The organism is Kribbella lupini, from assembly GCF_039529595.1.
GTDB classification, from domain to species: Bacteria; Actinomycetota; Actinomycetes; order Propionibacteriales; family Kribbellaceae; genus Kribbella; species Kribbella lupini.
Genome location: NZ_BAAANC010000001.1, coordinates 1,236,599 through 1,257,029 on the forward strand (window position 1 = coordinate 1,236,599; position 20,431 = coordinate 1,257,029).

Sequence of the window (20,431 nt, forward strand, 5' to 3'; positions counted from 1 at the left end):
GCGGCCGGTTCCCGTTCTCCGCCGCACCACCCGGCGGCCGGTTCCTGTGCTCCGCCGCACCACCCCGCGGCCGGTTCCCGTTCTCCGCCGCACCACCCCGCGGCCGGTTCCCGTGCACCGCCGCACCACCCCGCGGCCGGTTCCGTGCGGAGCAGGTCGGGCCTCAGCCGGTGATCGATGCCAGCGCGGGTGCGTCGTTGGTCGTCGCCGCCCGAACGTGGTCGCGATCACCGCGGCGATGCTGCACCCAACCGGTCTGGCGGCGCCGGCCTGGCCGGGATCTGGCTGGTGCCCGTGTACGGGTTCTGTTGGCGTGGTCCCGAGGGCGGTTGGCTGGTGTGGAGATAGGCGACATCGCTGGGCTGCACAGAGCGTGCGGCGGAGTGCGGTCCGGCGGGTGGTGGTTGGGCGGGAGGTCGGCAGCACGGAGCGGCGATCAGCTGGCTAGTTGCTGGTTCGGCGCCGGGCGGGTTCCCCGCAGTGGGTGCTTGGTGGCGGACCGGGGCACGACCGGGATCGGGCAAGTGATCGAGCGGTGACCGGCGGCGTGGGCTTTGGGATCAGGTGAGGGCGGTGAGCACGGGGACGAGGACGCCGACGGCGACGATGGTGCCGACCAGGGCCAGGAGCACATCGAGGCCTTTGCGTTTGACCTTGGTGTGGCCGATGCTGCCGGTGGTGAACTGGTGGTACGGGGCCGCGTAGAAGACCGGTACCGCCTGGTTCGGGTGGATCGTGCAGTCGAGGGCGGCTTGGCCGAAGGTGCGCATCCACTGGGAGTGGACGTCGATGTGCAGCGGGCCGGCGAAGACCGGGATGTCGTTGCGGCCGAACTTCACGCGGACCGGGTAACCGTTCAGGTGGACGGTCGGCGGGACCATCGTGCTCGTCATCATGCTGCCTTGGATGGTCAGGTGCAGCATCCCCATCGGGGCCTGTGGCTGGTACTGCGGGGGCTGCTGGGGGTAGCTCATGCGCCCCAACGATAGAGCGGGTCAGGGGCCCGGGGCGCCAGGGAGTAGTAGGTGTCGGCGCAGGCTGGTTGGGTGGCAAGGAGCGGCGACCAAGGGAGGTGCGGGGTGACGGGTGTGGTGGGACGGCCTCGGGTGGTGGTTTCGGTGACGGGGTCGGTGGACGGGCGGATCGCCTTGCGGCGCGGTGAGCCGTTGATGGGGGACGCGGCGTCGAAGGTCTGGCAGGGGATGCTGCCGGGGAGTGCCGCGGAGGTGGAACAGGCACGCACCGCTGAGTTGGCTGAGCGGTGGGGACCACAGGCGGTGCTCGAGGGGAGCGGGTCGTTAGTCGCCGACTCGGCCGGGCCGGTCGAGCACTCGGAGGAGTTCGACGAGTCGGTCGAAGAGCTGCGGTCCGACTTCCTGCCGGTGGAGGTGGTCGGCCGGGCCGGGCGCGAGAAGTGGTTCACGGTGGTGGACAGCCGGGGGCGGATCGAGTGGGACATCAAGAGCCAGGGCGAGTACGACGTACTGGTGCTCGTCTCCCGGTCGACACCGGCGGCTCATCTCGCGTACCTGCGGCGCGAGCGGATCGCCTACCTGGTGGCGGGCGAGGACCAGGTCGATCTCGAGGCCGCGTTGCGCAAGATGTACGACGTGCTCGGCGTGACCTGCGTGGTGTCGACGGCCGGTGGTGGGCTGAACGGGGCGCTGCTCCGCGCGGACCTGGTCGACGAGATCCAGCTGGTGATCAGTCCGGCGCTCATCGGCGGGCTCGGTACGCCGACCGCCTTCGACGGGCCGGAACTGCCTGCGGGGCAGGTGCCGACGCGGGTCCGGCTGCTGTCCACGCACACCGAGACGGACGGGTTGATCTGGCTCGGGTACGAGGTGGTGCGCGAGGAAACCGGCGGCGCGTAAGAGCCCGGGGCCCTACGATCAGGAGGCATGCACAGGAGCCGGATCTCGACGTTGCTGATCGACGTACCGCAGGCGGAGGCGCCGCGGGCCAAGGACTTCTGGTCCGCCGCGCTCGGGGTGCGGACGGGGAGCCCGCCGGGCGAACCGCAGTACATCAGCCTGTACGACGCGGTGCCGGGACTGGTGACCGCGGTCCAGGCGCTGGAAGAGGGTGAGCCGCGCTATCACCTGGACATCGAGACCGACGACGTCGATGCGGAGACGGCGCGACTGATCGGGCTCGGCGCGGTCGAGGTGTCGAGTTGGCAGGGCTGCAACACCCTGCGCGTCCCCGGCGGGCAACTCGTGTGCGTCATCCCGGTCCACTCCGACCCGGAGGAGTTCGCCGCCAAGGCAACCCCCTGGCCGTGAGTCGGAGGCCACAGGCTGAACCACACTGGGTGTCCCCGCGCCCGCATAGAGTGCTCGCGTGGACGAGTTGCCGGACCCGGACGGGGTCACCGATCTCGACGAGCTGGTCGGGCGGTTGCGGCTGCTGAAGATGTGGGCCGGCAACCCGTCGTACGACGGGATCGCGCAGCGGATCGGTGAGCGGCGCGGGCAGCCCGCGCGGAAGTCGACGGTCGCGGACTGCTTCCGGCCCGGGCGGCGGCGGATGGACGCGGAGCTGCTGCTGGACATCGTGGCGACCCTGCACCCGGACCCCGGGTACGTGGCGCGCTGGCAGCACGCGCTGCGCGTGGTGACCGGGGAGAGCGCGGCGTCGGCACACGTGAGCGTTGACGAGGCGCTGCCGGAGGACCTGGCCGAGTTCACCGGGCGGACTGCTGAGCTGAAGCGGCTGCAGGACGTGCTGGTCGTCAGCCAGGCCGAGGGGAACGCGGTGGTCATCTCGGCCATCGAGGGAATGGCAGGGGTCGGCAAGACCCGGTTCGCAGTGCGTGCCGGGCACCTGCTGGCCGCGGACGAGCCGTTCGAGCAGGTGCTGTTCGTGAACCTGCGCGGCTTCCACCAGGATCCCCGGCAGCCTCCGGCCGACCCGGCGGCGGTGCTCGACGGGTTCCTGCGCCGGCTCAACGTGCCGCCGGGACGGATCCCGCACGGACTGGCAGCCCGTACGGCGGTCTACCGCGAACGCCTGGCCGGTACGCGGACACTCGTCGTACTGGACAACGCGGCGACCGAGGAGCAGGTCCGGCCGCTGCTGCCGCAGACCGCTGGCTGCCTCACCATGATCACCAGCCGGCGCAGTCTGACCGGGCTGCCCGGGACGACGCGGTTCGAGATCGACGTGTTCAGCCGCGCCGAAGCCGTCGGGTACCTGACGCGCAACCTCCCGGACCTGCCACCGGGCGAGGACCCGGCAGCGGCCGAGCGGATCGCCCAGCGCTGCGGCTTCCTGCCGCTCGCGCTCAGCCTGGTGACCGCCCACATCGGTACGACGACCGGCTGGACGCTGACCGACCACGCCGACCGCCTGGACGAGCGGCACCGGAACCACCGCATCGACGACGCCGTCGAGGTCGCGCTGGACATCTCGTACGAGCACCTGCCCGCGGAGCATCGCCGGCTGTTCCGCCTGCTCGCCCTGCACCCCGGTCAGGCCTTCGACGCCTACGCCGCGGCGGCGCTGATCGACAGCGATCTGCTGACGGCCGAGCAGATCCTCGACGACCTGCGGCGCGACAACCTGCTGATCCGGACCACCCCCGGCCGGTACGCGTTCCACGACCTGGTCCGTGCGTACGGCGCCGTGAAGGCGGCCGACGAGGAACGCCGGACCGATCGACGAGCCGCACTGACCCGCCTGTTCGACCTGTACCTCGGCGTCGCCGCGCGTGCCATGGACCTCCTGCACCCGGCGCAGGCCGCGCGCCGGCCGAAGGTGCCCAGCCCGGCGACCCCGATGCCGGACCTGTCCGGGGCCGAGCAGGCCCTGGCCTGGCTCGAGACGGAGAACTCGAATCTCGTCGCCGCCGTCGTCCACGCGGCCGAGCACGACTGGCCGGCGCACGCGTCGCTGCTGGCGAGAACGCTCAGCCGGTACCTGGTCACCAACCTGGGCGCCGGCGCTCTGACGATCTTCGAGCATGCCTACAGCGCGGCGCGCGCCGGGCAGGACTCGGCTGGCGAGGCCTACGCAGCGATGGATTTGGGCAACATCTACTCCCGGATGATGTGGCCCGACGAGGCGCTGGAATGGCTGGACCTGGCCTTGCGCATGTTCGGCGTGATCGACGACCCGGTCGGTACGGCGACCGCGCTGAACCACCTGGGCAACTTCTACACCCAGACGAACGACTGGGACCGCGGCGCGGACCACTACCGCCGAGGGCTGGCGGAGTTCGGGCGGATCGGCGACCTCGACGGGCAGGCGTTGATCCTGTCCAACCTCGCCAACGTCCACAAGCGCCAAGGGCACTACCCGGCGGCGATCGAGACCCTGCAAGAGGCACTCACCTTGTACGAGGGACTCGGCAACATCGACGGCCAGGCGTCCGTGCTGACCAACCTCGCCGTCGTGCACGAGTTCGTCGGGGACCTGGAAGCCTCGGCCCGGTACGCCGGCCGCGCGCCTGGCCTGTTCCGGCAGATCGGCCACCGGCTCGGCGAGGCCAGGGCTCTGCTCGCCGTCGGCGTGGTCACGATGCGGCTCGGCGACTACGACGCCGCGCGTGAGCAGCTGCAGACCGGTCTCCTGCTCTACCGCGAGCTCGGCAGCCAGGGCGGCGAGGGCGGCGCACTGGACGCGCTCGGCGAGCTCGAGATCTGGGCCGGCCGTCCGGACCGGGCGATCGAGTACTTCGAGCAGTCGCTGCCGATCTTCCGCCGGATCGGTTCCCGGGATGCCGAAGCCGCCTCACTGAGCGGTCTGGGTGAGGCAGCGCACGAGCAGGGCCGGTACGCCGACGCGATCGCCCTCTTCACCGACGGCCTCGCCGCAGCCAGCGCGGTTTCCGCAGGCGGCCAGCAGGCCCGGGCCCTGGTCGGACTCGGCCACGCCCACCGGGCCCTGGGGGACCCCGACGGCCTGGCGGACGGTTACAGCACGGAGGCGGCAGCCACCTACCAGAGGTTGTCGATGGCGCCGATCCCCTCACCGGCCGACAGGGACGCCGCTAACTGAGCAGCGCCGCGGCACGAGCGGTGAGGTAGTGCCGCTCCGGGAACGACTGGGTCTGCAGCGCCGCGTCCTGGTACGCCGTACGGGCTGCTTCGACGTCGCCGGCGAGCTCGAGCAGGTGAGCCCGTACGGCGGTCGTGCGGTAGTGGTTCGCGAGGGCGGGGTCCTCGGTGGCCTGGGCGAGGCGGTCGAGGCCGGTGCGGGGGCCGTGCACCATCGCGACGGCGACGATCCGGTTGAGGGTGACGATCGGTCCGGGGGAGAGGGTCTCCAGGAGCTCGTAGAGCACGAGGATCTGGCGCCAGTCGGTGTCGGCGGCGTCCAGGGCCTCGGCGTGCACGGCGGCGATCGCGGCCTGCAGCTGGTACGGGCCGATGGGCGCGGTGCGCAGCGTCGTACTGATCAGGTCGGTGCCTTCGGCAATGAAATCGCGGTGCCAGCGGGTGCGGTCCTGGTCGGGAAGAGGGACGAGCGCGCCGTCCTCCGAGGTGCGGGCGGGGCGGCGGGCGTCGGTCAGCAGCATCAGGGCGAGCAGGCCGCTGACCTCGCCCTCGGCCGGGAGCTGCGCGTGCAGCTGGCGGGTGAGGCGGATCGCTTCGGTACTCAGCTCGACCCGGTGCAGGTCCTCGCCGGAGCTGGCGGTGTAGCCCTCGTTGAAGATCAGGTAGAGCACGTGCAGTACGGCGGCCAGCCGCGGGCCGAGCTCCTCGGCGGGCGGCATCCGGAAGGTCGCGCCACCGGCCTTGATGGTCGCCTTCGCCCGGCTGATCCGCTGGCCGATGGTTGCCTCGGGCACCAGGAAGGCGCGGGCGATCTCGGCCGTGGTTAGACCGCCGACGGCGCGGAGGGTGAGCGCGATCTGCGACGGGGGAGTGAGTGCGGGGTGGCAGCAGAGGAAGAGCAGCGTGAGCGAGTCGTCGGTCTCGGGCACCGGATCGCCGGCGGTCTCGACCGACTGACGGGGGTCGGCGGCAGCGACCGCCTCCTCCCGCTTGCGCCGGGCGGTCTCGCTGCGGAGCAGCTCGATCCGCCGCCGGGACGCGACCGTGATCAGCCAGTTCAGCGGCTGGTCGGGAACACCGTCGGCCGGCCACTGGGTGGCCGCGGCGAGCAAGGCCTCCTGGACCGCGTCCTCGCAGAGATCGAACCCGCCGTACCGGCGGACCAGCGGCCCGACGACGCGGGGAGCGAGTTCCCGCAGCAGGCCCTCGATCTGCCCCGGGATGCCCTGCTGCCCCGAAAGACCCCCTCCCGGCTGCCCCGCGACGCTCACCGCAGGGCGCTCAGGTCCCGGACCGGGCGGATCTCGACGATGCTGAACTGGGCCTCGGGGATCTGCGTGACGATCTCGGTGGCGCGCTCGAAGTCGTCGCATTCGACCAGGTAGAAGCCGGCCAGCTGCTCCTTGATCTCGGCGAACGGGCCGTCGGTGGTGACGGCCTTGCCGTCGCGCACGAGCACCTGCCGGGTCAGGCCGGGATCGTCGAGCGACTCGCTCGCGATCAGCTCACCGTTGGCGTTCAGAGCGTTCTCCAGCGCGCCGTAGCCGGCCATCGACTCGCGCCGCTGCTCCTCCGACAACTGGTTCCACAGCTCGCGGCCTTCGGGGTTGCCGTAGATCAGGATCAGGAACTTCATCTCCCCACAGTAGAAGCCGAAGGAGTCTCCCTTCGGTCTCGATCAGGTCACCGGTCGGTGACGTGCGTAGCCGAACCGGTTCGGTGGCGTTCGAGTAGTCAGGGGCATCTCAGGGCTTCCCCGGTGTGGCCCGGGCAAAACCTGGTCGCCTGCCCCAGTAGAGTTACCGACGGAAGTGGGCTGACAGGACAAAGGGGGAGGGTCGCGTGCCGGACGTGGAGGTTTCCGACCGGGTGCTGACGATCCCGAACGCACTGAGCTTCGTGCGGTTGCTCGGGGTGCCGTTGTTCCTGTGGCTGATCCTCGGCCCGGAGGAGGACGGCTGGGCCCTGCTGGTGCTCGCGATCTCCGGCTTCACCGACTGGGCCGACGGCCAGATCGCCCGCCGGATGAACCAGACCACCCGGCTCGGCCAGATGCTCGACCCGGTCGCGGACCGGCTCTACATCTTCGCCACCGTGCTCGGCCTGGCGCTGCGCGACATCATCCCGTGGTGGCTGGCGATCGCGCTGCCGCTGCGCGACCTGCTGCTCACCTTCACCCTGCCGGCCCTGCACCGCCGCGGCTTCAACGCGCTGCCCGTGCACTTCCTCGGCAAGTCGGCGACTTTCTGCCTCCTGTACGCCTTCCCGCTGCTGCTGCTCGGTGACGGCGACAGCACGCTCAACCTGCTGGCCCGCGTGTTCGGCTGGGCCTTCGCGATCTGGGGTACGGCGCTGTACTACTGGGCCGGTGCCCTGTACTTCGTCCAGCTGCGGCACCTGATCCAGACCGTCAAACCGATCAGTGGGCGACCGGGGAGATCGTGACTCAGCAAGCTCCGCCCGGGCAGCGGCGCGTGGACGCGTCCATGTCGCTGCTGAACAACCTGATGGCGCACCCGCTCGACGAGGGGTACGCGATCAGCGCGCGGGCCCGGCCGTCGTCCGGTGGGCCGAAGAAGGCCCGGCACCGGATCATGCTGGTCGTCGCGTTCGTCGTCCTGGGCTTCCTGCTGGCGGTCGCCGCGTCCCAGAACTACCGCGCCGCCCCGGCCGCGGAGAAGCAGCGCAACGAGCTGGTCGAACGCGTCGAGCAGGCCGACGGCCGGCTCAACGACCTGCGCAACCGCCAGACCGCCCTGGCCGGTGAGGTGCGCGGGCTGCAGGCCGGCGCGCTGAGCGACGCCGACGCCGCGCTGCAGCAGAAGGTCGACGACCTGGAGCTGCAGGTCGGCGCGATCGCGGTGACCGGGCCCGGGATCAAGGTGGTCGTCGACGACGCCAAGAACGCCGACGACAAGGAGGGCCGGCTGCTCGACGTCGACCTCCAGCAGCTGGTCAACGGGCTGTGGACCGCGGGCGCCGAGGCGATCGCGGTGAACGGCCACCGGCTGACCAGCCTGACCGCGATCCGCGGCGCCGGGAGCGCGATCACCGTCGACTACAGCTCGCTCAACCCGCCGTACACGGTGCTCGCGATCGGCGACACCAACACCTTGCCGGCCCGGTTCGCCCAGAGCTCGGGCGGACAGTGGGTGCAGTACCTGGTGAGCAACTTCGATGTCCGGATGACGACCACGACGGAGGACTCCTTGCTGGTGCCAGCCGATGCCACCATCGCGCTGCGGTACGCGAAGGTGGGACCGAAATGATCGCCGTGCTCGGTCTGGTGGTCGGCGTCGTGATCGGCCTGCTGGTCGCGCCCGACGTGCCCGACTGGGCCCAGCCGTACCTGCCGATCGCCGTCGTCGCCGCGCTGGACGCGGTCTTCGGCGCGCTGCGCGCGTTCCTGGACGGGATCTTCAACGACAAGGTGTTCGTCGTGTCGTTCGTGTCCAACGTGCTGATCGCCGCGCTGATCGTGTACCTCGGTGACCAGCTCGGCGTCGGCTCGCAGCTGTCCACCGGTGTCGTCGTCGTGCTCGGCATCCGGATCTTCACCAACATGGCCGCGATCCGCCGGCACGTCTTCCGGGCCTGATCATGAGCGACGACCAGGGACCACCCGAGAGCACGCCGCCGGAGGAGCCGAAGCGCCGGCACGAACCGCAGCACCGTGGCGACGCCCACCACCGCGCGGACAAGCGGTCCGAAGCGCCCGCCGCCGGTACGACGCCGGCGGGTTCGGCGGCCGAGAGCACGCCGGCCGGCACGACGTCCGCGGGTTCGGCGGCCGAGGGCACCCCGCCCGGCACGACGCCCGCCGATCCCGCCCACCCAGCCGCCCCGACGCCCATGCCGCCGCCACGTCCCAAGGGCCCGAACCTCGCGCTGCGCCGGTTGAAGGCCGGCTTCAAGCCCTCGCGCGGACAGGCGATCGTGGCCGTCGTCCTAGCGCTGGTCGCCTGTACGGCGGTCGTCCAGGTCCGCGTCAACCGCGCCGACGACGGCTACCAGAACGCCCGCCGCGAGGACCTGATCGCGATCCTCGACGGCCTGAACCAGAACAACCGCCGCCTGGAGAGCGAGATCACCGAGCTGGAGGAGCGCAAGAACACGCTGTCCTCCAGCGCGGACAAGGCCCAGACCGCGCGCGAGCAGGCCGAGCAGCAGGTGCGGACCCTCGGCATCCTGGCCGGCACGCTGCCGGCCCAGGGGCCCGGGGTGCGGATCACGCTGAACGACCCGGAAGGCAAGATGACGTCCGGCAACCTGCTGGACGCGATCGAGGAGCTGCGCGACGCCGGCGCCGAGGCGATCCAGATCAACGGCTCGGTCCGGGTGGTGGCCAGCACCGACCTGACCGACGACGCCCCCGGCGTCCGGGTGGACGGGGAGAAGCTCGTCTCGCCGTACGTGATCGAGGCGATCGGCGAGTCGCACAACCTGGCCGAGGCGGCGAACTTCCCCGGCGGCCTGGTCAGTGAGGTGACCGGCCCGCAGATCGGCGGCACCGCCGAGGTGACCGAGCTGCGGCAGCTGACCGTCAGCGCCTTGCACGCGCCGGAGGAGCATCGCTACGCTCGCCCGGCCCCCAGCCCGACCAAGTAGATCCTGAGCGAAAGAGGACCCGAGGTGTACCCCGAAGACCTGAAGTACACGGCCGAGCACGAGTGGCTCAAGGCCGGCGAAGAAGGCCCGGTGCGGGTCGGTATCACCGACTTCGCCCAGGACGCGCTGGGCGACATCGTCTTCGTCCAGCTGCCCGAGGTCGGGACGGCCGTCCGCGCGGGCGACGCGTGCGGCGAGCTGGAGTCGACCAAGTCGGTCAGCGACCTGTTCGCGCCGGTCAACGGCACCGTCAAGGCCGTCAACGAGGCCCTGGCCGACCAGCCCGACCTGGTCAACACCGACCCGTACGGCGAGGGCTGGCTGATCGACATCGAGGTCGACGACGACGAGGAGGTGGCGGCCCTGATGGACGCCGACACCTACAAGGGCCAGCTCGACCAGAGCTGACGGCTCAGGACTGATAGGTTTGCGGCCTCAACCGCCGGTCGAGGGTTGAGGCCTGGGCCACACTTGCACCACGACAGTCATCACGGGGATCTACGACAACGTCGCCGGACCGCCGGCGATCGGGAGGATCACAGCATGCCGTTCTGCAACCAGTGCGGGCACGAGAACTCCGAGGGCAGCAGGTTCTGCTCGCAGTGCGGAACGATGCTCCCTGGCGCGGACCGTCCGGTGCCCGCCCCCGGCGTCACCGACACCGCGATGCTGACCCCGATCAGCGCCGAGCCCGACACCGAGCGGATCGAGCTGGCCGGTGAGGGGCTGACCGCCGAGGACGAGGCCGCCGTCGGCGCGCTGCCGGCCGGGTCCGCCCTGCTGATCGTCCAGCGCGGCCCGAACGCGGGCAGCCGGTTCCTGCTCGACGTCGACGTGGTGACCGCCGGCCGGCACCCCGACAGCGACATCTTCCTCGACGACGTCACCGTCTCGCGCCGGCACGCGGAGTTCCGCCGCGACCCGGCCGGGGTCAAGGTCCGCGACGTCGGCAGCCTGAACGGCACCTACGTCAACCGCGACCGGATCGACGAGGTCGCGCTGAGCAACGGCGACGAGGTCCAGATCGGCAAGTACCGGCTCGTCTACTACGCCAGTGGCCAGGCCTGAGGCTGACGCCGGAGGAAGCAGCATCGGAGCGGTGCTGCAGGTCCTGCAGGCCGAGTTCGCCGACGTCACCATCTCCAAGCTCCGTTTCCTCGAGGCCGAGGGACTGGTGACGCCGGCCCGGACCGCGTCCGGGTACCGCAAGTTCAGCGCGGCCGACATCGAGCGGCTGCGGTACGTGCTGACCGCGCAACGCGACCAGTACCTGCCACTGAAGGTGATCAAGGAACACCTCGGCGCGATGGACCGCGGGTTGCGGCCGACGCCGGGCGGCCCTCCGGCCGCGCCCGTCGCGGCCGAGCCCGCCGGGCTGCCGGTGGCCGAGGACTTCGGTGCCGACCGCACCGAGCTGAAGCTGACCCGCGAGGAGCTGCGGGTCGCGGCGGGCATCACTGCCGAGCTGCTGGAGCAGCTGGAGAGTCACCAGCTGGTGGTGGCTCGGGGCAACCACTACGACGGCGACGCGATCCTGGTGGCGAAGGCGGCCGCCGAGTTCGGCCGGTACGGCGTGGAGCCGCGCCACCTGCGCCCGTTCCGGACGGCGGCCGACCGCGAGGTCGGGCTGATCGAGCAGGTCGCCGGTCCGCGCCGTGACGACAAGACCCAGGAACTGGCGGCGCTCGCCGTACGGTTGCACGCGGCACTTGTTCGGTCCCGTTTGAGCCGCTGAGGTCACCTGCCGACCCGCACGCCAGCTTGTGTGGTCCGCGCGGAGTAGGCTGAGGGTGTGCGCGAAGTCGACGTAATCGGAGTCCGGGTCGAGATGCCCTCGAGTCAGCCGATCGTGCTGCTCCGGGAGGTCGGCGGTGAGCGGTACCTGCCGATCTGGATCGGTGCGGCCGAGGCTAGCGCGATCGCGTTCGCGCAGCAGGGGATGGAACCACCTCGTCCCCTCACCCACGACATCTTCGCCGAGGTGATCCGTGTTCTGGGTCACACGCTGACCCAGGTCCGGATCGTGAACCTGACCGACGGCGTCTTCGAGGCGATCCTGGTCTTCGACGACAAGACCGAGATCTCGGCCCGTCCGTCGGACTCGATCGCGCTCGCGCTGCGGACCGGTACGCCGGTGTTCTGCGCCGAGGAGATCCTGGCCGAGGCCGGCGTTCCGGTGCCCGAGAGCGAGACCGACGAGGTCGACGAGGTGGAGGAGGAAGAGGAAGTGGAGCGCTTCCGCGAGTTCCTCGACCAGATCTCGCCGGAGGACTTCGACAAGTCCTGACCGTGCGTTACGGCCAGATTTTGGATGTCTCTGGTACAAGGCCGGGTTGGTAACGATTCGGCCCGGAGCCGCGACACGCTTTCGGCTCGGAGCGGTTGTCGTTGACCGGGTCAGGTCGGCGGCTTACCTTGAAGGAGTTGTGAGGAGTTGTAACTCCACGGATGTAGTCCGTTCCAGTCGGTACCCAGGGAGGCTCAGGCGTGACACGCACCGGCGACACTGATCTGACGGCGCAGTCGGCGTCGGAGGCACACGCCGACGCGGCTGCCGCAGCGGGGGTGCAGGGCCTGCTCTTCGACGACGACCTGCGCCCGATGCCGGAGGATGTCGGCTTCCGCGGCCCGACGGCCTGCGCGGCCGCGGGCATCACTTACCGTCAGCTCGACTACTGGGCCCGCACCGGCCTGGTGTCGCCGTCGGTCCGCCCGGCCACCGGCTCGGGCACGCAGCGGCTCTACGGCTTCCGCGACGTTCTCCTGCTCAAGGTGATCAAGCGTCTCCTCGACGCCGGCATCTCGCTGCAGCAGATCCGCACTGCGATCGCCCACCTGAGCAAGCGCGGCATCGACGACCTGACCCAGATCACGCTGATGAGCGACGGCGCCTCGGTCTACATGTGCACCTCGCCGGACGAGGTGATCGACCTGCTGGCCGGCGGCCAGGGCGTCTTCGGCATCGCCCTCGGCGGTGTCTGGCGCGAGGTCGAGGGTTCGCTGTCCGAGCTGCCGACCGAGCGCGCCGACGGCGGCGACGAGGGGTCCGGCCCGCACGCGAACGACGAGCTCGCCGCTCGCCGCCGCGCCCGGATGACCGGCTGACCTCTTCCACCTGTTGCACCGGCGCCCACTCACCCGTCCCGGGTGGGTGGGCGTTGTCGTTGCCCGCCGTACGGTGGCTGGTCCCGGAACCCGGCGGGTCGAACTGGTAGCCTCGGGGGAGCCGTACACAGCACTCGGGAGAGTCTCAGGTTCGCCTGGGCGCCGAAGGGGCAATTCCTCCCCGGAACCTCTCAGGCCCATGGACCGGGTGCCGCAGGCGACTCTGAAGCGCGTCCGCTGCGTGACAGAGGGGGAGGCCACCGGCAGACCTGTCAGCAACGGAGCCTCCAGCCATGACTGAGCAAGACATCCGCCCACAGCTTTCGGCCACTTTCGCCGACCGGCACATCGGTCCGCGGGCCGACGAGGTCGCCCGGATGGTGCAGACCCTCGGGTACGCCGACGTCGACGCGCTCGTCGACGCCGCGGTACCGGCCTCGATCCGCTCGGCCGAGCCGCTGCGGCTGCCCGAGCCGGCCTCCGAGGTCGACGCGCTGACCGAGCTCCGCCAGCTGGCCGCCCGCAACAACGTCGCCACCTCGATGATCGGTCAGGGCTACTACGGCACCTTCACCCCGTCGGTGATCGTCCGCCGCCTGGTCGAGAACCCCGCCTGGTACACCGCCTACACGCCGTACCAGCCGGAGATCTCCCAGGGCCGGCTCGAGGCGCTGCTGAACTTCCAGACCGTCGTGTCGGACCTGACCGGCCTGCCGACCGCGAACGCGTCGCTGCTCGACGAGGGCACCGCTGCGGCCGAGGCGATGACGCTGGCGCACCGGTCGAACCGAAAGTCCAAGAGCAACCGCTTCCTGGTCGACGCCGACTGCTTCGCGCAGACGATCGCCGTCGTCCAGACCCGCGCCGAGGCCCTCGGTCTCGAGGTCGTCGTCGCCGACACCACCGACGGTCTGCCGGAGGGCGACTTCTTCGGCTTCCTGGTCCAGTACCCGGGCTCCGGCGGCGTCGTCCGCGACCTGAAGCCGCTGGTCGCCGCCGCGCACGAGCGCGAGACGCTGGTCGCGGTCGCTTCCGACCTGCTCGCGCTGACGTTGCTCGAGGCACCGGGTGAGGCCGGCGCCGACATCGTCATCGGCTCGTCGCAGCGCTTCGGCGTCCCGCTGTTCTACGGCGGCCCGCACGCCGGCTTCATGTCGGTCCGCGCCGGTCTCGAGCGGTCGTTGCCCGGTCGTCTCGTCGGCGTCTCGGTCGACGCCGACGGCGCCCCGGCGTACCGGCTGGCCCTGCAGACCCGCGAGCAGCACATCCGTCGCGAGAAGGCGACCTCCAACATCTGTACGGCGCAGGTCCTGCTCGCCGTCGTCGCGTCGATGTACGCCGTGTACCACGGTCCGGACGGCCTGAAGGCGATCGCCGAGCGCGTCCACACGAACGCCGAGAGCCTGGCCGCGTCGCTGCGCGCCGGTGGCGTCGAGGTCGTGCACGAGCAGTTCTTCGACACCGTCCTGGCGCGCGTCCCCGGTCGCGCCGCCGACGTCGTCGACACCGCCCGGCAGAACGGCATCTGGCTGCGTCTCGTCGACGCGGACCACGTCGGCATCTCCTGCGACGAGAAGACCGACGCCGCCGCGCTCGGCCGGGTCTGCGGCGCGTTCGGCGTCCGGTACGACGCGTCGCTCGGCGGCGGCAACCTGTCCGAGGCCGTGGCCCGGACGTCGGAGTACCTGACCCACCCGGTCTTCAACACCCACCGCTCCGAGACCGCGATGCTGCGCTACCTGCGCAAGCTGTCCGACAAGGACTACGCGCTCGACCGCGGCATGATCCCGCTCGGCTCGTGCACGATGAAGCTGAACGCGACCACCGAGATGGAAGCGGTCACCTGGCCCGAGTTCGCCGACATGCACCCGCTGGCGCCGATCGAGGACGCGGCCGGCTACGTGAAGCTGATCGGCCAGCTGGAGCGCTGGCTGGCCGAGGTGACCGGCTACGCCAAGGTCTCGATCCAGCCGAACGCCGGTTCGCAGGGCGAGCTGGCCGGTCTGCTGGCGATCCGCGGCTACCACCGGGCCCAGGGCAACGAGGAGCGCAACGTCTGCCTGATCCCGTCCAGCGCGCACGGCACCAACGCCGCCTCCGCGGTGATGGCCGGGATGAAGGTCGTCGTTGTCAAGGGCAACGACGACGGCACGATCGACCTGGACGACCTGCGGGCCAAGGCGTCCGAGCACGCGGAGAAGCTGGCCGCGATCATGATCACCTACCCGTCCACGCACGGCGTGTACGAGGAGAGCGTCACCGAGGTCTGCCGGATCGTGCACGACCACGGCGGTCAGGTGTACGTCGACGGCGCGAACCTGAACGCCCTCCTCGGTTTGGCCAAGCCGGGCGAGTTCGGCGGCGACGTCTCGCATCTGAACCTGCACAAGACCTTCTGCATCCCGCACGGTGGTGGCGGCCCGGGCGTCGGCCCGGTCGCGGTCGCCGCGCACCTGGCGCCGTACCTGCCGAACCACCCGCTGCTGGACCAGGCCGGTCCGGACTCCGGCGTCGGCCCGATCTCGGCGGCGCCGTTCGGCTCGGCCGGCGTGCTGGCGATCTCCTGGGCCTACATCCGGATGATGGGCGCCGAAGGCCTGACCGACGCGACCAAGGCCGCCGTGCTGACCGCGAACTACGTCGCCAAGCGGCTCGAGAACGCGTTCCCGGTGCTCTACACCGGCGAGAACGGCCTGGTCGCGCACGAGTGCATCCTCGACCTGCGGCCGATGACCAAGGCCACCGGCGTCACCGTCGACGACGTCGCGAAGCGGCTGATCGACTACGGCTTCCACGCGCCGACGATGTCGTTCCCGGTCCCGGGCACGCTGATGGTCGAGCCGACCGAGTCCGAGGACCTGGGCGAGCTGGACCGCTTCATCGACGCCATGATCGCGATCAAGCACGAGGTCGACCGGGTCGCGGCAGGCGAGTGGCCGGCCGACGACAACCCGCTGGTCAACGCGCCGCACACGGCGTCCGCGGTGATCAACGACAAGTGGGAGCACGCCTACACCCGCGAGGAGGCCGCGTTCCCGCAGTCGGTCGACCGGACCACGAAGTACTGGCCGCCGGTGCGCCGGATCGACGGCGCGTACGGCGACCGCAACCTGATCTGCTCCTGCCCTTCCCCGGAGGCCTTTGAGTGACTCTTCGTTCTGACACCGCTGCCGCCTTGTACGCCGAGGTGGCAGCGGCCCAGAGTGAATGGAAGCTGCCCTCGATCACGGCCGGTGTGGTGCGTGACGGGGCGTTGGTGTGGACGGGTTCGCGTGGGCAATTCGCGACCGCCGACGGCGGGCTGCCCGGTCCGCAGCGGCAGTACCGGATCGGCTCGATCACGAAGACGCTGACCGCGGTGCTGGTGCTGCAGTGCCGCGACGACGGGCTGCTCGCGCTGAACGATGCCGTGGGCAAGCACCTGCCGGGGATCGCGTTCGGCGACCTCACGATCCGGCATCTGCTGTCGCACTCCGGTGGGATGAACGCCGAGCCCGAAGGGCCTTGGTGGGAACGCAATCCGGGCGTGTCGTTCGAGGCGCTGGCCGCGGCGATGGACGAGTCGCAGGCGGCCGGCGGACCGGATCAGCGGTACCACTACTCGAACCTCGGCTACGGGTTGCTGGGGGAGATCGTCGTGCGGTTGCGGGGCGCTTCCTGGATCGAGCTGGTCCGCGAGCGGATCCTGCTGCCGCTGGAGATGCGGCGTACGACGTACTTCCCGGAGGACCCGGCGGCCGAAGGTTTCTCGGTGCATCCGTTCACCGGGCGGCTCGCGGCCGAGCCGGCGTACGACTCGATGGCGATGGCTCCCGCCGGGCAGTTGTGGAGCACGATCGAGGACCTGGCCCGGTACGCGTGCTTCTGGATCGACCCGGTGCCCGAGGTGCTGAGCCGCGAGAGCGTCGAGGAGATGGCGACGCCCGCGTCGGCCGATCCGCGCGAGGCCTTGAACGCGGCGTACGGGCTGGGGCTGCGGTTGCAGGCCGACGACCCGTACCTGTTCGCCGGGCACACGGGCTCGATGCCCGGGTTCGTGGCCGGGCTGTTCGTCGACCGGGTGCGGCGGATCGGGGCTGTCGCGCTCGCCAACGCGACGTACGGCAAGTGTTCGTCGGTACCGCTGGACCTGATGCGGGTCACGATGGCGCACGAGCCGTGGCTCCCGCAGGAGTGGGTGCCTGAGCCCGAGTTGCCGCAGGGCGAGGACCTGCTCGGTCACTGGTACTGGGGGAACACCCCCGTCACCATGTCGGTCAGCGGTTGCATCCTCCAACTGTCCGGTGCACTCACGTGCCGCTTCTCGCCGCTCGGTCCCGACCTCTACGAGGGCCGCGACGGCTACTTCGCCGGCGAGAAACTGCGGGTGGTCCGCGCCCCCGACGGCTCGATCACCGAGCTGAACATCGCCACCTTCGTCCTCACGCGGTCGCCGTACGGGCGTTGACGCCAGGGTGAGGCTCACCACTGCTGGTGCAGTGCAGTTGACACAGTGTGCCGGAGAAGAAGTAAGTTAGGCCTGCCTTAGTAAGGCTTGCCTTACTCAACAACTTCTCCTGGAGTCGCTGGATGTCGCAGCAAGTGGGTCTCGCACCGTTGAGCTCATCGGTCCGGCCGCCGCACAGCCCGCACGCCGTGCGGTGGCCGTTGGCGTCCACGGTCGTGGATCGAGAGCGCGGACCGTTGCCGGCGGGGCTGCCCGCGGACGTGTTGCGGCGGACGGCGCAACTGCTCGGAGAGCCACGGGTGCCGTCGACGGGAGTCGGCGAGTCCGCGGCGCTGGACCTGATCGCCGGGCTGCTGGACCGCGACGGGATCGATCTCAGTCACCCGCACGCGGCGGCGCACCTGCAACCGCCGGTGCTGCAGGTGGCGGTGGACGCCGACCGGCTGGCCTCGGCGAGCAACGCGTCGATGGACACCTACGACTCCGGCCCGGCGACGCTGGCGATCGAGCAGTGGGTGGTTCGGGCGCTCGCGGGGATGGCCGGGTTCGGTCCGGCGGCGGACGGCGTCCTGACGCCGGGCGGCTCGATCTCCAACCTGCTGGCGATGCTGATCGCGCGGGACAGCGCGGCGGCCGCGGCGGGTCTCGACGTACGGCGCGACGGCGTGTACGGGATGCGGCGGCCGGTGGTGCTGTGCTCCGAGCTGGCGCACTTCTCGATCCAGCGCGCGTGCGCCGCGCTGGGCCTGGGGGAGGACGCCGTGATCGCGATCCCGACCGACGATGACTTCCGGATACGCCTCGACGTCCTCGCCGACGAGCTGGCCCGGCCGGAGCGGACGCCGATCGCTGTGGTCGCGACCGCCGGTACGACGGACTACGGCTCGATCGACCCGATCGAGGGGATCGCGGAGCTGGCCCGTCCGTACGGCGCCTGGGTGCACGCGGACGCGGCGTACGGGTTCGGCGCCCTGTTCTCCGACCGGCTGGCGCCGCTGCTGGCGGAGCTGCCGGCGGCGGACTCGGTGACGCTCGACCTGCACAAGATCGGCTGGCAGCCGGCCGCGACGAGCATGCTGCTGGTGGCGGACCAGGAGCGCTTCTCGGCGCTCGGACGATCGGTCGACTACCTCAACCCGGCCGACGACATCGACTCCGGGCTCGACGGTCTGCTCGGGCGGAGTCTGCAGACCACACGCCGCCCTGACGCGGTGAAGGTCGCCACCACGCTGACCGCTTACGGGCGGGCCGGACTGGGCAAGATGCTCGACACCTGCCACGAGCTCGCGCACGCCGCCGCGGCCAGGGTCGTTGCCGACAGCAACCTCGAGCTGCTGGCGCCGGTGACCCTGACCACGGTGCTGTTCCGGGTCACCGGGCGGGGACTGGACGCGGCCGGCGTGGACGCGCTCCAGGGTGAGGTCCGGCGCCGGTTGCTGACGGCGGGACAGGTGCTGATCGGCCGGACCACCATTCCCGGCGGTGGCGACCGCCCGGCCGCGGTCGCGTTGAAACTGACGCTGCTGAACCCGAACGCCACCGCGTCGGACATCGAGGACCTGCTCGACCTGGTCGTGGCCACCGGCCACGAAGTCCGGTCGGCCGAAGGAGCAGCGTGATCACCACCACCGCAGCAGCTGTCACCACCCACCTCAACGCCATCCTGAGGTGCTACACGCGGGAAGCCGGGGTGCCGGTGCCGCCCGGTCGCCTCAGCTTCCGGGTCGGTGATGCCGAGATCACTGCCCAGGTTCTGCACGCCTCTCCCACTGGTCTCCACCTGTTCACCGACGTCCTGGTGGACGGGCGTGCGCCGGAGCCGGAGGAGCTGGTTCGTCTGCTGGCGGTTGATGCCGACCCCGCCGAGGTCGACGACCTGGCCGCGCGTACTGCGGAGTCCGTGCGCAACGTGGCGACCTTCTTCGCGGGACCGGCCGAGCCGGCCCCAGGCCGCTTCCTCGCCCACGAGCAGGCGCTGACGGTCGGGCACCAGAACCACCCGGCTCCGAAGAGCCGCGACGGGTTGAGCGGAGACGAGCTGGCGGCGTACTCGCCGGAGCTCGGTGGCCGCTTCGCAGTGCACTGGTTCGAGATCGACCAGGAGCTGGTCTCCTCGGACCAGGTGGCCGGCGCGCCGTCACTGCAGGGACTGGACGCCCTGCAGCTGATGGCTGCGCTGGCCGGTACGACGCCCGCCGCGGGTGCGGCGCTGCTACCGGCGCACCCGTGGCAGGCCGAGTCCCTGCTCCACCGGCCCCGTGTAGCCGAGCTGATCCGCGCCGGGCGCGTCCGGCCGCTCGGACCGCTCGGTGCGCAGTGGTACCCGACCTCCAGTCTCCGCACGGTGTTCCACCCGGACCTGCCGGTCATGCTCAAGCTGTCCCTCGGCCTGCGGATCACCAACTCCCGCCGCGAGTCCACCTCGACGGAGCTCCGCCGGGGGCTCGAGATCAACCGCCTGCTCGACGCGGCGTACAACGCCGGTACGGCGACCGCCCACCCGGGCTTCTCGATCGTGCGCGACCCGGCGTGGGTAGCGCTCGACGAGGGCGGCCCGACGCTCACCGGTCTCGACGTGGCCGTGCGTGAGGTCCCCGCTGATGTCGACAGCTACGCCTGTCTGGCAGGACTGGTTGCACCGCGCCTCGGCGGCGTCAGTCGCCTCAGCGCGCTTCCCGCCGTACAGGAGGACCCGGCTGCTTGGGTGGCGTCGTACGTCGACCAGGTGCTCGTCCCCATGCTGTCCCTGTACGCCGAGACCGGCATCGGCCTGGAGGCGCACCAGCAGAACACGCTGGTCCGGCTGGACGACTCCGGACGGGTCATCGGCGGCGCGTACCGCGACAACCAGGGCTACTACCTCGCGTCGTCGTACCTGAAGGGCCTGCTCGCGGTGACCGGTCTGCGCGACTCCACGCTGGCTGTCGTCGAGGACGCGATTGTCGACGACCGGCTGACCTACTACCTGCTGCACAACCAGGCGCTCGCCGTGGTGAGCGCACTGGGAGTCGACGGGGTAGCGGACGAGCTGGACCTGTTGGACGTCGTACGGGATCGTCTGGCCGATGCACTGCCGTCGCTGAAGGCTGCTGGACCTGACGGCGACCGGCTGGCCCAGCGTTGGCTCACCGCCGACCACCTGCCCTGCAAGGCGAACATGCTGACCCGGCTGAAGGGCATCGACGAGGTGGTCGCACCGCTGGACAACCAGTCGGTCTACCTGCAGATCCCGAACCCTCTGCGGCTGGGCACGGCTCGATGAGGTGCGAGG

Annotated in this window: 19 protein-coding genes and 1 riboswitch; of the genes, 16 read left to right on the forward strand and 3 right to left on the reverse strand. The window is 70.8% G+C overall.

Annotated elements, in window-relative coordinates; translation table 11 throughout:
• Nucleotides 1–560 precede the first annotated feature (560 nt).
• Nucleotides 561–974 (reverse strand): hypothetical protein, encoded by a 414-nt coding sequence (locus tag ABD235_RS05590; protein ID WP_344170414.1) that lies wholly within the window; start codon nt 972–974, stop codon nt 561–563.
• Nucleotides 975–1,106: 132 nt separating this feature from the next.
• Here ABD235_RS05590 and ABD235_RS05595 point away from each other — a divergent pair, with 132 nt between their 5' ends.
• From ABD235_RS05595 to ABD235_RS05605, 3 genes are read left to right on the forward strand one after another with little or no spacing between them, the layout of a single operon-like run.
• Nucleotides 1,107–1,874, forward strand: a complete 768-nt coding sequence (locus ABD235_RS05595; protein ID WP_344173667.1) for a RibD family protein — start codon at nt 1,107–1,109, stop codon at nt 1,872–1,874.
• Between the two features lie 27 nt (nt 1,875–1,901).
• Complete coding sequence (locus ABD235_RS05600) at nt 1,902–2,285, forward strand: VOC family protein (RefSeq protein ID WP_344170416.1); 384 nt, start codon at nt 1,902–1,904, stop codon at nt 2,283–2,285.
• Between the two features lie 58 nt (nt 2,286–2,343).
• A complete protein-coding gene (locus ABD235_RS05605) occupies nt 2,344–5,001 on the forward strand; it encodes an ATP-binding protein (protein ID WP_344170419.1) in 2,658 nt (885 codons plus the stop codon).
• Here ABD235_RS05605 and ABD235_RS05610 read toward each other — a convergent pair.
• Together ABD235_RS05610 and ABD235_RS05615 are read right to left on the reverse strand one after the other, a co-directional pair.
• Complete coding sequence (locus tag ABD235_RS05610; protein ID WP_344170422.1) at nt 4,994–6,271, reverse strand: RNA polymerase sigma factor; 1,278 nt, start codon at nt 6,269–6,271, stop codon at nt 4,994–4,996. The genes ABD235_RS05605 and ABD235_RS05610 overlap by 8 nt on opposite strands.
• On the reverse strand, nt 6,268–6,636 hold the full coding sequence (locus ABD235_RS05615) for a YciI family protein (RefSeq protein WP_344170424.1): 369 nt from the start codon (nt 6,634–6,636) through the stop codon (nt 6,268–6,270). Before ABD235_RS05615 ends, ABD235_RS05610 begins: the two co-directional genes overlap by 4 nt.
• A 206-nt stretch (nt 6,637–6,842) precedes the next feature.
• Between ABD235_RS05615 and clsA the strand changes: the two genes are divergently transcribed.
• The 13 genes from clsA (at nt 6,843) to ABD235_RS05680 (ending at nt 20,422) form a co-directional block, all read left to right on the forward strand.
• Complete coding sequence (gene clsA / locus ABD235_RS05620) at nt 6,843–7,445, forward strand: cardiolipin synthase ClsA (RefSeq protein ID WP_344170426.1); 603 nt, start codon at nt 6,843–6,845, stop codon at nt 7,443–7,445.
• 29 nt (nt 7,446–7,474) lie between these two features.
• Entirely contained in the window at nt 7,475–8,269 is a 795-nt protein-coding gene (locus tag ABD235_RS05625; RefSeq protein ID WP_344170428.1) for a DUF881 domain-containing protein, read from the forward strand.
• A complete protein-coding gene (locus tag ABD235_RS05630; RefSeq protein WP_344170431.1) occupies nt 8,266–8,598 on the forward strand; it encodes a small basic family protein in 333 nt (110 codons plus the stop codon). Before ABD235_RS05625 ends, ABD235_RS05630 begins: the two co-directional genes overlap by 4 nt.
• A 2-nt stretch (nt 8,599–8,600) precedes the next feature.
• Nucleotides 8,601–9,608, forward strand: a complete 1,008-nt coding sequence (locus ABD235_RS05635; RefSeq protein ID WP_344170434.1) for a DUF881 domain-containing protein — start codon at nt 8,601–8,603, stop codon at nt 9,606–9,608.
• Between the two features lie 24 nt (nt 9,609–9,632).
• A complete protein-coding gene (gene gcvH / locus ABD235_RS05640; protein WP_344170437.1) occupies nt 9,633–10,016 on the forward strand; it encodes a glycine cleavage system protein GcvH in 384 nt (127 codons plus the stop codon).
• Nucleotides 10,017–10,151: 135 nt separating this feature from the next.
• Nucleotides 10,152–10,676: a zinc-ribbon and FHA domain-containing protein gene (locus ABD235_RS05645; RefSeq protein WP_344170440.1), complete on the forward strand. Its 525-nt coding sequence runs from the start codon at nt 10,152–10,154 to the stop codon at nt 10,674–10,676.
• A 31-nt stretch (nt 10,677–10,707) separates the two neighbouring features.
• The gene (gene ftsR, locus ABD235_RS05650; protein ID WP_344170443.1) at nt 10,708–11,343 is read left to right on the forward strand and encodes a transcriptional regulator FtsR; all 636 of its coding nucleotides are present in this window, start codon (nt 10,708–10,710) and stop codon (nt 11,341–11,343) included.
• Between the two features lie 57 nt (nt 11,344–11,400).
• The gene (locus ABD235_RS05655) at nt 11,401–11,895 is read left to right on the forward strand and encodes a bifunctional nuclease family protein (protein WP_344170446.1); all 495 of its coding nucleotides are present in this window, start codon (nt 11,401–11,403) and stop codon (nt 11,893–11,895) included.
• 200 nt (nt 11,896–12,095) lie between these two features.
• On the forward strand, nt 12,096–12,713 hold the full coding sequence (locus ABD235_RS05660; protein WP_425553083.1) for a MerR family transcriptional regulator: 618 nt from the start codon (nt 12,096–12,098) through the stop codon (nt 12,711–12,713).
• Nucleotides 12,714–12,838: 125 nt separating this feature from the next.
• Nucleotides 12,839–12,930, forward strand: a riboswitch (glycine riboswitch).
• 76 nt (nt 12,931–13,006) lie between these two features.
• Nucleotides 13,007–15,862, forward strand: a complete 2,856-nt coding sequence (gene gcvP, locus ABD235_RS05665; RefSeq protein ID WP_344170449.1) for an aminomethyl-transferring glycine dehydrogenase — start codon at nt 13,007–13,009, stop codon at nt 15,860–15,862.
• Nucleotides 15,859–17,160, forward strand: coding sequence for a serine hydrolase domain-containing protein (locus tag ABD235_RS05670; protein ID WP_344170452.1), 1,302 nt, complete (start codon nt 15,859–15,861; stop codon nt 17,158–17,160). Before gcvP ends, ABD235_RS05670 begins: the two co-directional genes overlap by 4 nt.
• A gap of 299 nt (nt 17,161–17,459) precedes the next feature.
• Nucleotides 17,460–18,779 carry a pyridoxal phosphate-dependent decarboxylase family protein gene (locus ABD235_RS05675; RefSeq protein WP_344170454.1) on the forward strand — a complete coding sequence of 440 codons (1,320 nt, stop codon included), beginning with the start codon at nt 17,460–17,462 and terminating at the stop codon, nt 18,777–18,779.
• Nucleotides 18,776–20,422 carry an IucA/IucC family protein gene (locus ABD235_RS05680; RefSeq protein ID WP_344170457.1) on the forward strand — a complete coding sequence of 549 codons (1,647 nt, stop codon included), beginning with the start codon at nt 18,776–18,778 and terminating at the stop codon, nt 20,420–20,422. The genes ABD235_RS05675 and ABD235_RS05680 overlap by 4 nt, the downstream gene beginning before the upstream one ends.
• Nucleotides 20,423–20,431: the final 9 nt, after the last annotated feature.

Coding starts and splice junctions, on each gene's coding strand:
- ABD235_RS05590 (WP_344170414.1), bottom strand. CDS start 974: ATGAGCTACCCCCAGCAGCCCCCGCAGTACCAGCCACAGGCCCCGATG.
- ABD235_RS05600 (WP_344170416.1), top strand. CDS start 1,902: ATGCACAGGAGCCGGATCTCGACGTTGCTGATCGACGTACCGCAGGCG.
- ABD235_RS05615 (WP_344170424.1), bottom strand. CDS start 6,636: ATGAAGTTCCTGATCCTGATCTACGGCAACCCCGAAGGCCGCGAGCTG.
- ABD235_RS05630 (WP_344170431.1), top strand. CDS start 8,266: ATGATCGCCGTGCTCGGTCTGGTGGTCGGCGTCGTGATCGGCCTGCTG.
- ABD235_RS05635 (WP_344170434.1), top strand. CDS start 8,601: ATGAGCGACGACCAGGGACCACCCGAGAGCACGCCGCCGGAGGAGCCG.
- ABD235_RS05645 (WP_344170440.1), top strand. CDS start 10,152: ATGCCGTTCTGCAACCAGTGCGGGCACGAGAACTCCGAGGGCAGCAGG.
- gcvP (WP_344170449.1), top strand. CDS start 13,007: ATGACTGAGCAAGACATCCGCCCACAGCTTTCGGCCACTTTCGCCGAC.